The organism is Vibrio intestinalis (assembly GCF_025195085.2).
Taxonomy (GTDB): Bacteria; Pseudomonadota; Gammaproteobacteria; order Enterobacterales; family Vibrionaceae; genus Vibrio; species Vibrio intestinalis.
Genome location: NZ_JANAVY020000023.1, coordinates 41,482 through 54,302, shown reverse-complemented (window position 1 = coordinate 54,302; position 12,821 = coordinate 41,482). Strand labels below are relative to the sequence as shown.

Here is a 12,821-nt window from a genome sequence, read left to right as displayed (position 1 = left end):
TTTAAATTTAGACTCAAGAGTCTAACCAGTGCGGAGCGGTAGTTCAGTTGGTTAGAATACCGGCCTGTCACGCCGGGGGTCGCGGGTTCGAGTCCCGTCCGCTCCGCCACTTATTTCAAGACAAAGCCCTAGCAGAAATGCTAGGGCTTTTTCGTTTGCGTGGTATGTACGGAATGAATCTATAATTAGACATTTACCTATCTCGCATGCATTTAGAAACCCAGTCTTCGGACTGGTTTTTGTCGTTTTACAGCGCATCAAGTACCCCTTTCAGTAACAGCTTTTGTCTGTTTTAAATAACGACTATTCATATAGTTATCCAGAATCAGCCTTAGACTCTAGATCACTATACAAACGATGTGCGTCATCAACTAGTACCACTCGCAAGGCAAGACTTGCGGCCTTAGAAGCCTTGAATCGAACTATTTAACGGGATTTCGCGGTGCGTAATTGATTCTAATAGACTTGGAAGGCCTTTATCTTACCGTCGTGCTTAAGGTGACAAATAGGCTCATTTAGCCAACCTCTTCGAATCGACCTTCCAACACTATGTGACCAGTTCTTTATACGAAGACAAATAAAAAGCCCGCTCAATAGCGGGCTTAGAACTGCAATAACTCACTGTATTACTCGACAGAGTTTACAGTCTCATTACTCTCTGCTTTTTTACGTTGCGAACGGTAATGTAAGCGTTGGAATAGCCAACCTAGGGCAATGAGTGAACCACCAAGGCCAAGGAAGCTGATTGCACGCCAGATGCCTTCTAATGCCGCAGTATCAAGTAAGAACACTTTACAGACCGCAACACCAAGCATCACTAATCCAACTTTTTGTATGATTGCTTTGTGTAGTTTTACGCCCATGTAAGTTGTGCCTGCGCCCGCCACTATGATCGCAATGGAATAGCTGAACATCTCGGCCATTCCAGTTGGCTGATTGAGTGTGATGTCACCCTCTTGCCAGAATTGTCGAATAGAGCAGATAACCCAGACTCCGAGAATTCCAGCCGCTACTGAGTAAAGATGTAAAGCTTTGACTGGGGATGAAAATAACCCTTTGTGCGTTAACGCAATCAGAATTGTAGCGGGGATGACCCACCCAATGGCCAACCAGTTAATCAGAGGCCAATCTTGCCCTGTGACGTACGTATTAATTAGTGGCTGATAAACGGTATTCTGCACCAATATTAAGACACTTGCCAAACCTAGTAGCGCCATTGAATAGTAATGATAAAAACTCTTTAGCTTGGTTGTAATGCGCAGTTTGGCTTGATAAACACCATATAGAGTAAGCGCTTGGCAACTAAACAATGCAACGCTGTAGAAGCTTATTTCGGCGAGGAAGTTATAACTATCCAATAACCAGTAATTGGTTTGGGTAAAGGTAACAAGTACCGCTAGGTGCAAAATGGCTGCATCAAACCATTCTTCGAAAGTACGATCTATTGAATTAATCAGCTGTCGTGCGATGACTAAAATGATGATGGCTGGAACAAAACTGGTCAAGGCCCAAAGCCAATCAGGCAGTAATGTAATTTGTAGCTGTGGTATGAATGGAATCAGCGACATCTTAACAATCAGTAATGTCATGATCGCTTTAATGGCGGTGGTCCCTATTGAGCAAAGTTGGGTTTTCTGCTGCCAACAAGCCACTAAGGTCTGAAGCGCGATTGCCAATGGCAGCAGTTCGACGTTTAGGTAACAGTAACTAAGAACCAGGACTAATACATGAACGGCAATAGCACTTTCTTTAACTAGGTATTGAAGTTTATTTGCCGCAAATAGCGTAAGTGCCAAAACCGTGAAACTAAAAATAGCCCAGCTGTCTAGGTAAGGGATAAACTCAAAATTCAGATAGATCAGTGTCGTGGTCAATAAGGTTGGCAATGTGAGCGTCGCCATCCAATAGGCGATTTTGCTTTTGTCACCAAGTAAATGCTGACTATAGACTCGGCCACTGGCGATGAGTATTAAGAACGCGAATACCAGCCAAACTTCTCCGGTCAATGTCTCATTGGCGATGACGACTGCCGCAGCAATCATTTGTACGATCGCAACTAAAGTCACTCCATAGAAAACTCTTTGGGTTAAGCGACGTTTGAACGCGGGTATGAGCAATAAAAGTGCTGGGAAAACAAACGTCATCAGATAACCGCTGCTGAGAGTGAGCGAACGTTCAATGACTAGCGCAGTGATGCCAGCTAGCAATACTGATGGAATCAGTGGATGGAATAACGGCCAACGTGCATGTGGCTTGAAGCGAAGATCCAATTTCCAACCCATGACTGGAGTGAAAATCAGCAAGTAGCTACTAATCGGAATAAATAGTAAGAACCAAGAGATAATCTGCTCAGAGGGAATACTGGTGGCAATAAGGAATAGCCATAATCCATGAGCGACTGAAATGGCAGACGCAAGCCATTCAATTCTATTGCGGAATTTAGTCAGTAGCCCAGCGAGTGTAATGGTTAAGATATAGCTAGAGAGCAACAGATAATTGGGCTCGCTACCGCCAATCCAAAATGGTGCTGTGTATCCGCCAAATAGACCTAAAGCTGTCATCAAAGGGCCGAGGCGAGCAGTGAGTGCCAAACACAATAGTGCCAATGAGGCCATTGCTATCAATGCAATTGTCGGACTAAAAAACTGATATACCACGGTAGAGAAAATGACAGTCGCATAGAAGCCACTCATACCTGAGGCATATAAAGCTGCAGGGATATAGGCGTCAGCTTTGTCATTGATAAACGAGGTTGAGATAGCGCTGATCTTACGATGTGTCCACTCGCCAATCGCGACAAGACACAATGAGATTGCCGCTGCAGCCATCACGCGAGCAAGTGGCGGGAAGGTAAAGTTACTACCGACGACCTGTACCAAATAGCCCGCACCGATGACCATAGCTAAGCCACCAACCCAAACTAACCAGTTGTCACGCATGTGATCAAAGCATTTATCAAACCACTGATGAATGGCATTAGGCTCATGTTTTGGTTGAGCTGGAGCGATTTCTACCTTAGTAGTTACGACACTTGGCTGATTCTCTTCAGGAGTAGAATTGAATGCAGGTTGGGGTTCTGGCTGAGGTTCATTCGCAACGATGCTTTCTGGAACAGTCTCCTGAACCACCTCTTGCTTCGGTACTTTAATTTGTGATTTCAGCTGGTCTACTTCGCGATAAAGTTGACGAAGTTGTTGTTCTAGTCGGTTGGCTTTTTCATTCGCTTTAAAAGCAATGATAGGTGTGACAATGGCAAGCGCTATGATGGCCAGAGCGCCTACAAAGATTAATTCCATTTCTCAATCCATGCATCTTAGCGTACGAAATGGAGGCCTCAGTCAAAACGTCAGTAGTGCTAGAGTTTTTAAACAGGATCGAAAAAAGGCGAGCAATTACGCAGCTAACTATTTAGGTTAGTATTATTAAAGGTACAACAGAGTGCATAGAGTATAAAGCCAATCTCATTTTATGAAGTGACATTGGCTTTATTTGCAGAGAAATCACAGAGTTGGGGTTAATTATTTAGTTTGATTAATGGTCTGGATATAAGCGAAAATTTCTTTGACGTCATGTTCACCAAGAACGCTTCCCCAAGCTGGCATTCCTTCATTACCGTTTAATACGGTATCGATAAGCTCACCCTCAGATTCGAACCAAGAATTTAGACCATCGTAAATGTTGGATGGCGCTTCTGGTAGCGCTTCACTAGCAATGCCATCTCCGTGGCCCAATGACCCATGGCAAGAAGTACACATCATTTTGTAGTTTTGTTCGCCCCTTGTGACATCGAGAGGCTCAGCAATGGCTTGATGAGTTAACCCAAAGCTTAGGGCAATCGAAAATAATAGTTTATGCATGGCTTCACTCTCAAATCGTCTTGGAATGAAGTAATGGTATGTCATGCACTATGAATGAAAGGTGAATATTAAGTTCAAAAAAGCCGGCGCAAAGGCCGGCTAGTCTTTCTATCAGTGATTAGGCTTGGCTTACTAAGGTAAGGGCTTTTTTCGACACCTCATGTGCCGCCTTAGTGAGGTTCTGCTTTTCTAACGAATCTGCTAGGTAAGCATAGTCTGAGACACTCGAACGCAGCGCGAGCGCTTTCTCAAAGTGTTGCTGCGCCTCTTGCCATTTTTGACCACGAAGATGGAATTGCGCCAAAGCACTATGAGCTTCTGCATTTTGGCCATCTTTTCGCAATACGCCTTCTAAGAACACTTCTGCTGGATGGCTATCCGATAGGTTCATTTCTGGTAAGAGTTTGTAGAGGTTAGAGTTTGGATGCTTCTTGAGATTCTCTTTAATCACAGTAAAGGCTTGATCATCCGCTTTACGGGCTATTAATTGCTTGGCGAAGCACTCTACCAAATGCTGCTCGGCTTTGAGCTTACGATTCAAGCTATCCCAATGCAGTATAAGGCCTTCGCTGCCTTTCTGTTCTGCGATGTCTGCCATCAAACCACATTGCGCGCGCAAGGTCAGTTGCTGTTGCTCTTCTTTAGTGATGATTTTCGCCTTGGTTAAATTAGGCAATAGATTAAGCAGTAATTCCCAAAGGTTCAGTTCTAAATAAACGGTTTTTAATAGGTTTAGAAGAACGGGATTGTTTGGATAGTGACCTTTGAGATCAGACAGTGTCGCGAAAGCCGCTTCAAATTGAGATTCACGTAATTGCTGTTTTGCTCTTGTCAGTTCGACGGCAAGTCGCGAGTTTTCTTGAGCAGAGGCCATCTCTAAATAACGATCTCGCTGTTCTTTGTTGCCCTGTCCTTGCGCGGCCTCAGAGGCCACTAGGTAGCAAAGCAGTGGCATGTCGTGGTGATTTGACCAGCGAGTGACCTTCTTCTCTGCACCTTTAAAATCACCTTCTAATAACTTAATGATCCCTTCATTGGTGTAGCGACGAGAGCGGCGCATCTTGCGGATACTGAAGTAGTTCCAAGTTGCCGAACTGGCGTAAAACACTTTCTTAATTAGGTATTCAAGCGCAAACAGTGCCGCTAGAGTAGCGATAACGAAGATCACTAACGTAGTAACACTCATTTCAATCGTCTTGTTGGCGATTGAAATCAGCACATACCCTTGCTGACCGGAATATTCGCTGCCGACATATAAGCCCGCACCGAGTATCACGAATAGGAAAATGATTCGAAACATTATTTTTCCTCCGTGATAAGGGTGGTTACCTCTCGGCGTAAACGTTCAGAAATTACGTTAGATAGGATCTGCTGTGTTTCGAACTTAACCGGGTATTCAACTTGGATGTCTTGCTTGTTGAGTAACGCCAACGTGTTATTGAATTCAATTACGTTATTGTCATCTTGATTGAAGAACGACTTCGACCACTTGTCAGCAGTAGTAAGAGCAAGGCCATAAAGCTCTTGTTTCTCACCGTATACGGCTTTGATCGCTGTACTTAGCTGCGCTTTGATGTTTTCACGCAAATAGAAGTGCTGTTCTGGTGACAATAATGGGATGACGTTGCCATCGCGGGTGCGGAACGTAATAAAGTTCTCTGAGAAATCTTTTAGCGATGTTTTTAAGTTACTTTGCCAGTCATTGATATCTTGGCTTACAACTTCTGGTTCTTCTACTTTTGCTTCCGGAAGAATGGCATTAGCCAGTGGCAGTGCATCAACCTGTTGCTGCAAAGCGGTTAGGCGTAGCACTAGACCATCACGGTCAATAATTGGAATGCTGCGTAGTTTAGTAATGTCGTTTGCAAGTGCTTGGCGTAGAGGTGTCAGGCTTGGATCATTTAGGGCTGCGATACGTTGGTCTGCGCTTTCCATCAATTGCGTCGCGCTGACTGCGTCGTGCTCTAGGAACAGTTTACGCCCTGCCATCTTTACTAAGTAATCAGACTCAGCCAGTAGCCAGTCATTTGGACGTCGACCTTTTACGTCTGCAATCGCAACTTGTAGCCCTTTGATATCGGCTTTTTGTTGAGCAAGAGCGACTTCGGTATCACTTGCCACTTGATTGGCTTTCGCGACCGCAGATTGAGATGAGGCAGAAACATCTTGGCGTAACTGAGTTTGCGACTGCTTGAGTTGAGCTTTTAACTCATCAATTTGAGCTTGGTAAGACGCATCTTTTTGTTGGATAAGGTAAGTTAAACCGCCACCAAAGATGATCGATAATACGATAGCGACCGCTCCGAGTTTAACGCCGCGCTTGCCTTGTTTTTCTTCAAATTTGACTGGCTCGGGTTGCGCAGGTTTTGCATCAGGCTTTGCCTTTTGCTCTTGTTTTGGTTTCTCTTGTTCGGTTTTAGCCTGTTGCGTCTCCGCTTTAGGCGTATCCTTTACCACAGCCTTTTCTTTCTCTGATTCAACGTTGTCGTTGCTATTTTTATTGGTCATTGTTTTCGTCCTGTTTATTTGGCCAGAGAGTAGCCAATAAGTCTCGGTTTGAAGCACTTCCTGTACTAATGACATTACAGAAGCCAAAACGTCGCGCTTCAATAGCAATACGCTCACTCGGAACGTAAAGCGTTAATTGTAAAAGCCAGCCTTGGTATTTTGAGTCGATTTGTTGCCAAAAGTGCTCAAGTTGACCCGAGCTGGTAATAATTAATTGAGTAACGTGCTTATCTTGCCAGAGTGGTACCATCAAATCTGAGCGGAATGCGAGGTTTTTCCGTTCGTACACTGCGCAATATTCTACCTCGGCACCTCGTTCAATCAGTGTGTCATAAATGAGTTCTCGACCACCATTGCCGCGCAAAATCAGAATCTTCTTTCCAATTACATGCTGAAGTTGCGACATTTCGAGTAAATGCTCGCTATCGCTGAGCTGTGGATAGTGTACTGTCTGATGGCATGAGTTGCTTAAATTGTGCGCTGTTTTTTGACCAACGGCAAGGTAAGTGGCTGAAGTTGGCCAAGTTAGCTTGTGATTGCTTAGCTGAGTGTGAGCAAAATCGACGGCATGTTGGCTGACCGCTATGATGATGTCGAACTGATGAAGAATAGAACTGAGGCTGGAGAGTTGTTCTCCAGCTTCAATTGAGATCAGAGGATGGTGCAGGGCAGGTACACCTTTGTCGTTTAATAGTTGGCAAAGTGCCTGCCCCTGTTGTCCCGGTCTTGTTACCAACACCGCCATGCTAGATTACTCTTGATCTGCGTATAGTTTAGTTAGGATTTCACGTGCGCCATCATCAAGCAGTTGATTGGCGAGTTTAATGCCTAGTGCTTCTGCCTCAGCGCGAGGGCCCCGGATTTCACCACGAACGATTTTAGAACCGTCAGGCTCACCAACCAGCGCGCGCAGCCAAATGTTGTCACCATCTAATAACGAGTAACTGCCGATAGGTACTTGGCAGCCGCCTTCAAGCGTTAGGTTCATTGCACGCTCACACTTCACTCGGTCTGCAGTATCTGTATGGTTGAGTGGGGCTAATAGCTTATGTAGGCGTTCGTCATCTAAACGACATTCAATGCCTACTGCGCCTTGGCCAACGGCTGGTAGTGATTGTTCTGGCTCAATGAAACTGCGAATTCGGTCTTCTAGCTCTAAACGCTTTAACCCTGCCGCTGCCAAGATAATGGCATCGTAGTCGCCTGCATCCAATTTGCCTAAACGTGTACCCACATTACCACGTAGCTCTTTGATGATGAGGTCTGGGCGGTATTCTTTTAGTTGGCATTGGCGACGCAAGCTACAAGTACCAACGACCGCGCCTTGTGGTAGCTCGTCAATTTCGGCATAAGTATTCGACACAAAAGCATCACGCGGGTCTTCACGTTCACAAATGGTGACGAGGCCAAGACCTTCAGGAAAATCGACTGGTACATCTTTCATCGAATGCACTGCAAGATCGGCACGACCTTCAAGCATTGCAACTTCCAGTTCTTTTACAAATAGTCCTTTACCACCCACTTTGGCTAAAGGGGTATCCAAAATGATGTCACCTTTGGTTACCATGGTTACAAGCTCAACTTCTAAACCGGGGTGAGCGGCTTGCAAGGCATCTTTAACAAAGTAAGCTTGCCAAAGAGCAAGAGGGCTTTTACGAGTAGCAATGCGAATTGGTGATGATTGAGTCATATTTGCCTGCAATTTAAAGAGTTTGATTTTTACTAATCCTAACACTCAACGGCGAAAAAATTTACTGCTAGATGAAGTTGGATAAAATTCCCGTTGGGCGTAGTACATTATCCGCAAAATAGTGTGATGAAACTCTCGTTTATAAACTAGGTCATTATTAGAAAAAGCAGATACATACCAAACTATGTTACGGGTAAATGGCGGAATATGAACAACGGAACAATGTAGAATCGATCGTACAATTCTTTACCAATTCAAATAAAAATGATAGATTGATCACGTTTTGTTGGCTCTTTAGAACAAAATATAGTCACAACACCTAATAGGACTCAACCAAGGACTCACCTTGCAGGCTTACACTGAGAAGTTAATCCAAAGACTAGATAACTTAAACCAGCAGCGTATCGATCGCGCGCTGGCGCTTATGGATTTGCAAGCTCAGCGAGTCTTCCACCTTATTCCGACTCTTCTTCACTTCAATCATCCTGTTATTCCTGGCTTTTATGACTCACAAGTACCTTATGGTATTCATGGTTTCGAGTTAAATGAGCTGCAGAAGCAGTTTGTTGAAGATACTGAACTGACGATTGGTCAATCTCTTTCTACCAATGAATCGCCGGCTATTCTGGCGCTTTACACTATGGGTAGCACCTCCTCAATCGGTCAAAGCACTTCCAGTGATTTGGATATTTGGGTGTGTGTGTCTCCATTGATGTCGGGAGAGGATCGAGAAGCGCTAAACAATAAATGTTTGCTGATCACTGATTGGGCGCAAAGCCAAGGTGTCGAAGCGAATTTCTTTATTATGGATGCGGATCGCTTCAAGAGTAATCGTTCAGAAGAGATGACCGGTGATAACTGTGGTTCTTCACAGCACCTATTGTTGCTTGATGAGTTTTACCGTAGCGCAGTGCGTTTAGCAGGTCAGAGACTGTTGTGGCAGGTTGTGCCTCCAGAAATGGAAGAGTGTTACGACGAATACGTTCGCGATTTATGTGGCAAAGGCATTATTGATTGCAGCCAATGGATCGATTTTGGTCAGTTACATCGAATTCCAGCCGAGGAATACTTTGGCTCGAATTTGTGGCAACTGTATAAGAGTATCGACTCGCCTTATAAGTCGGTGCTGAAAGCGATTTTGCTCGAAGCGTATTCGTGGGAATACCCTCATACACAATTACTGAGTTTAGATACTAAACGTCGCTTCTTTGCCGATGAGCCTGATCTCTACGGTATGGATACTTACTATCTAATGCTAGAGAAAGTGACCCGTTACCTTGAGCGTATCGGTGATGAAACTCGCTTAGATTTAGTACGTCGTTGTTTCTACCTAAAAACGCACGAAAAACTGTCTCGTGAGCCGGGCGTTAATTCGCAAGCATGGCGTCGTGAAGCTTTAACCGACATGGTTCAGAAGTGGAACTGGGACGAATCTGTTCTGGTGGAGTTGGATGACCGTCGCAACTGGAAAGTTGAGCAAGTTAAGGTCGTGCACCATTCGTTGCTTGATGCTCTGATGCTGAGCTACCGCAACTTAATTCAGTTTGCGCGTCGTAACGACATTACTTCTGCTATTAGTCCGCAAGACATCAGTGTATTGGCGCGTAAGCTATACGCGGCCTTTGAGGTGCTGCCTAGTAAAGTCACTTTGCTTAATCCGCAGATTTCGCCAGATTTACACGAACCGGATCTTACCTTTATTGAAGTGCGCCCGGGACGGACTAATCTACCGGGTTGGTACTTGTACAAGCAGCCGCTACAACCGCAGCGTATTCTTGGTCAGCCGCATTTAGAGCACAATGAATACCTCAGTAAGCTGGTGGCTTGGGCTTTTTTTAATGGCTTGATTACGGAATCAACCCGTTTGCATTCTGTAGTGCGTGACGCGCATATCGATATCGATAAGTTCTACCAAATGGTGAGTGACTTACGTAACACCTTCTCGCTACGTAAACGTCGCCCAACGATGCAAGCACTGGCTAGCCCATGTGAGATAAGCCAGCTAGCGATGTTCATTAACTTTGAGAATGACCCAACTTCTGAGTTGGCCGCCAAATCTCTTAAAGTCGATTTGAAGAACATCGATATCTTCAGCTACGGCCCTGAGCAGAAATGTTTGGTCGGCAGTGTTGATCTGGTTTACCGCAACTCTTGGCATGAAGTGCGTACACTGCATTTCCAAGGTGAAACGGCGATGCTGGATGCACTGAAAACCGTGCTCGGTAAGATGCACCAAGATGCTTTGCCGCCAGAATCCGTAGACGTATTCTGTTACAGCAAAAATTTACGTGGCGTGATGCGTAATATGGTTTATCAGTTGCTGGCGGAATGTATCGATTTACGCTTGAAACCTATTGAGCAAGAAAAGCGTCGCCGATTCAAAGCACTGCGTATAGCACAGCAAATGTATGGTTTGTTCTTTGAGCGTCGTGGGGTTTCGGTACAGATGTTGGAAAACTCGGTCGATTTCTACCGCAGTATTTCAACCAATAAGCTGAAAGGCTCGCCACTGTTAATGCTCGATAAAGAGCAGGATTATCAGCTGCCAGAAATCGTCGATAGCTTCGCAAGTGAAGGTTTAGTGCAGTTCTTCTTTGAAGATACTGAGCAAGGTTTCAATATTTACGTTTTGGATGAGTCAAACCGCGTTGAGGTTTACCATCAGTTTAATGGCGAGAAAGATGAGATGATCGCTAGCGTAAATAGCTTCTACACGTCAGCAAAAGATGAAAACAATGTTGCCTCGAAGTTCATTAACTTCAACTTGCCTCAGTACTATCAAATCGTACACAACGAGGATGAAGACCCTTACATTGTGCCGTATCGCAATGATGGCGCTTCTTACGTAAAGCCTAATCGCGCGGTTAACGCGTAATTACAGAATCAAAAAAGAGCATGCCATGGCATGCTCTTTTTTATTGTCTGGACGTTGACGGTATTATTGCCAATCGATGCTCTCGCCAGCGTGTTTTTCACATTCTTGCTTAACCATGGCGAACAGCTCCATGCCTGTCTTAGAGCAAATCCATTGTTGGTCGACAAAAGCAAAGTGGAAACCGCCTGAACGAGACGCTAGCCAAATTTCTTTCATTGGCTCCTGTCGGTTAATAATAATCTGACTACGGTCATCAAACTCAAGAGTCATCACGTTACCTGTGGTCTCGTAGTCGATATCTGCGCCTGAATCATCAATTGCTTCTTCGATGATTTGCATTTGCTCATCCGCAAGTTGATGAAATTCTGTATCGTTCATCTTATCTATCCTATTGCTTTTCTTGAGTGTGGTGCGATTATAGGGGGCATTGAAAGAATAATCACGATAAGACCAATGAAAAAATCAATCATAGCTCTGTTTCTACTCTCGGTTTTAGGTTTGGCTGGTTGCGGTCAAACAGGTCCTCTTTACATGCCTGAAGATGGTCAGCAAAACGAGCAAACTCAGTAAACTTAAATCTGGTCACGGATACTGGATTAGTAAATAACTAAAAAATTAAGGGAAAGCACTTTGGATTACTTCAATTATCAGGATGATGGCCAACTTTGGGCCGAAGATGTTGCTCTTTCTGACTTAGCAGAGCAATACGGAACTCCGCTTTACGTCTACTCGCGCGCGACACTTGAGCGCCACTGGCATGCGTTTGATAAATCAGTCGGCGATCATCCTCACTTGGTTTGTTTTGCAGTTAAAGCTAACTCAAACATTGGTGTGCTTAACACCTTAGCTCGCCTAGGTTCGGGCTTTGACATTGTGTCGGGTGGTGAGCTTGAGCGTGTCATCGCCGCTGGTGGTGAGCCAAGCAAAGTCGTCTTTTCTGGCTTAGGAAAAACCGAAGCTGAAATGAAACGTGCATTAGAGCTAGGTATTAAGTGTTTCAACGTTGAATCAGAGCCTGAACTAGAGCGTTTGAACAAAGTGGCTGGTGAACTAGGTGTTAAAGCACCGATTTCACTGCGCATTAATCCAGATGTCGATGCCCATACTCACCCTTATATTTCTACCGGTTTGCGTGATAACAAATTTGGTATCGCTTTTGACCGTGCCCCAGCAGTTTACAAGTTTGCTAGTGAGTTAGAACATTTAGAGATTCATGGCATTGATTGCCATATTGGCTCTCAGCTTACTGAAATTGATCCTTTCATTGATGCAACAGACCGCCTATTGGCTTTGATTGACGATTTGAAAGCGCAAGATATTCATATCCGTCACCTTGATGTTGGTGGTGGCTTAGGTGTGGTTTATCGTGATGAATTACCGCCACAGCCTTCAGAATACGCGAAAGCACTACTTGGCCGTTTGGATAATCATCGCGATCTTGAATTGGTGTTTGAGCCGGGTCGTTCTATCTCTGCCAATGCAGGCGTTCTGCTTACTAAAGTGGAATTTCTCAAGCACACAGAACACAAAAATTTCGCCATTATTGATGCGGCAATGAATGATTTAATGCGCCCTGCGTTATACCAAGCATGGCAAGACATCGTTCCTGTCGTCCCGCGCCAAGGTGAAGCGAAAACTTACGATGTGGTAGGCGCGATTTGCGAAACCAGTGACTTCTTGGGTAAAGACCGTTCATTGGTACTTGAAGCCAATGACCTGCTCGCGGTGCGTTCTGCGGGAGCGTATGGTTTTGTGATGGCATCTAACTACAATACGCGTACTCGTGCTGCTGAAGTGATTGTCGATGGCAATCAAGCGCATCTTGTTCGACAACGCGAAACACTGTCTAGCCTTTGGGAGCTAGAGAGCGTACTACCGGAGTAATAGGCAA

10 protein-coding genes and 1 tRNA gene are annotated in these 12,821 nt (G+C 44.8%); 4 read left to right on the top strand and 7 right to left on the bottom strand.

Going from position 1 to position 12,821, the window contains the following annotated elements; all coding sequences use genetic code 11:
• Nucleotides 1-32: 32 nt before the first annotated feature.
• Nucleotides 33-109: transfer RNA gene (locus MU515_RS19255), tRNA-Asp, on the top strand.
• A 517-nt stretch (nucleotides 110-626) separates the two neighbouring features.
• Here MU515_RS19255 and MU515_RS19250 read toward each other — a convergent pair.
• The 6 genes from MU515_RS19250 to hemC all read right to left on the bottom strand — a co-directional run bounded on the left by MU515_RS19250 (nucleotide 627) and on the right by hemC (nucleotide 8,055).
• Entirely contained in the window at nucleotides 627-3,296 is a 2,670-nt protein-coding gene (locus MU515_RS19250; RefSeq protein ID WP_260262025.1) for a DUF2339 domain-containing protein, read from the bottom strand.
• A 222-nt stretch (nucleotides 3,297-3,518) separates the two neighbouring features.
• Nucleotides 3,519-3,857, bottom strand: coding sequence for a c-type cytochrome (locus MU515_RS19245; RefSeq protein WP_260262024.1), 339 nt, complete (start codon nucleotides 3,855-3,857; stop codon nucleotides 3,519-3,521).
• 118 nt (nucleotides 3,858-3,975) lie between these two features.
• Nucleotides 3,976-5,157, bottom strand: a complete 1,182-nt coding sequence (locus tag MU515_RS19240; RefSeq protein ID WP_260262023.1) for a heme biosynthesis protein HemY — start codon at nucleotides 5,155-5,157, stop codon at nucleotides 3,976-3,978.
• Nucleotides 5,157-6,365: a uroporphyrinogen-III C-methyltransferase gene (locus tag MU515_RS19235; protein ID WP_260262022.1), complete on the bottom strand. Its 1,209-nt coding sequence runs from the start codon at nucleotides 6,363-6,365 to the stop codon at nucleotides 5,157-5,159. The genes MU515_RS19240 and MU515_RS19235 overlap by 1 nt, the downstream gene beginning before the upstream one ends.
• Nucleotides 6,355-7,110 carry a uroporphyrinogen-III synthase gene (locus MU515_RS19230; protein ID WP_260262021.1) on the bottom strand — a complete coding sequence of 252 codons (756 nt, stop codon included), beginning with the start codon at nucleotides 7,108-7,110 and terminating at the stop codon, nucleotides 6,355-6,357. The genes MU515_RS19235 and MU515_RS19230 overlap by 11 nt, the downstream gene beginning before the upstream one ends.
• Before the next feature lie 6 nt (nucleotides 7,111-7,116).
• A complete protein-coding gene (gene hemC, locus MU515_RS19225; protein WP_260262020.1) occupies nucleotides 7,117-8,055 on the bottom strand; it encodes a hydroxymethylbilane synthase in 939 nt (312 codons plus the stop codon).
• A gap of 346 nt (nucleotides 8,056-8,401) precedes the next feature.
• Here hemC and MU515_RS19220 point away from each other — a divergent pair, with 346 nt between their 5' ends.
• The gene (locus MU515_RS19220; protein ID WP_260262019.1) at nucleotides 8,402-10,930 is read left to right on the top strand and encodes a class I adenylate cyclase; all 2,529 of its coding nucleotides are present in this window, start codon (nucleotides 8,402-8,404) and stop codon (nucleotides 10,928-10,930) included.
• 63 nt (nucleotides 10,931-10,993) lie between these two features.
• On the opposite strand, the gene cyaY is transcribed toward MU515_RS19220, so the two are convergent.
• On the bottom strand, nucleotides 10,994-11,308 hold the full coding sequence (cyaY, locus tag MU515_RS19215; protein WP_260262018.1) for an iron donor protein CyaY: 315 nt from the start codon (nucleotides 11,306-11,308) through the stop codon (nucleotides 10,994-10,996).
• A 75-nt stretch (nucleotides 11,309-11,383) separates the two neighbouring features.
• Between cyaY and lptM the strand changes: the two genes are divergently transcribed.
• Together lptM and lysA are read left to right on the top strand one after the other, a co-directional pair.
• A complete protein-coding gene (lptM, locus tag MU515_RS20090) occupies nucleotides 11,384-11,500 on the top strand; it encodes an LPS translocon maturation chaperone LptM (protein WP_432816162.1) in 117 nt (38 codons plus the stop codon).
• A gap of 60 nt (nucleotides 11,501-11,560) precedes the next feature.
• Nucleotides 11,561-12,814, top strand: coding sequence for a diaminopimelate decarboxylase (gene lysA / locus MU515_RS19205; RefSeq protein ID WP_260262016.1), 1,254 nt, complete (start codon nucleotides 11,561-11,563; stop codon nucleotides 12,812-12,814).
• The last annotated feature ends 7 nt before the right edge of the window (nucleotides 12,815-12,821 follow it).

What these genes read in the sequence shown, in the direction of transcription:
- MU515_RS19250 (WP_260262025.1), bottom strand. Translation starts at nt 3,296, where the DNA reads ATGGAATTAATCTTTGTAGGCGCTCTGGCCATCATAGCGCTTGCCATT.
- MU515_RS19245 (WP_260262024.1), bottom strand. Translation starts at nt 3,857, where the DNA reads ATGCATAAACTATTATTTTCGATTGCCCTAAGCTTTGGGTTAACTCAT.
- MU515_RS19240 (WP_260262023.1), bottom strand. Translation starts at nt 5,157, where the DNA reads ATGTTTCGAATCATTTTCCTATTCGTGATACTCGGTGCGGGCTTATAT.
- MU515_RS19235 (WP_260262022.1), bottom strand. Translation starts at nt 6,365, where the DNA reads ATGACCAATAAAAATAGCAACGACAACGTTGAATCAGAGAAAGAAAAG.
- MU515_RS19230 (WP_260262021.1), bottom strand. Translation starts at nt 7,110, where the DNA reads ATGGCGGTGTTGGTAACAAGACCGGGACAACAGGGGCAGGCACTTTGC.
- hemC (WP_260262020.1), bottom strand. Translation starts at nt 8,055, where the DNA reads ATGACTCAATCATCACCAATTCGCATTGCTACTCGTAAAAGCCCTCTT.
- cyaY (WP_260262018.1), bottom strand. Translation starts at nt 11,308, where the DNA reads ATGAACGATACAGAATTTCATCAACTTGCGGATGAGCAAATGCAAATC.
- lptM (WP_432816162.1), top strand. Translation starts at nt 11,384, where the DNA reads ATGAAAAAATCAATCATAGCTCTGTTTCTACTCTCGGTTTTAGGTTTG.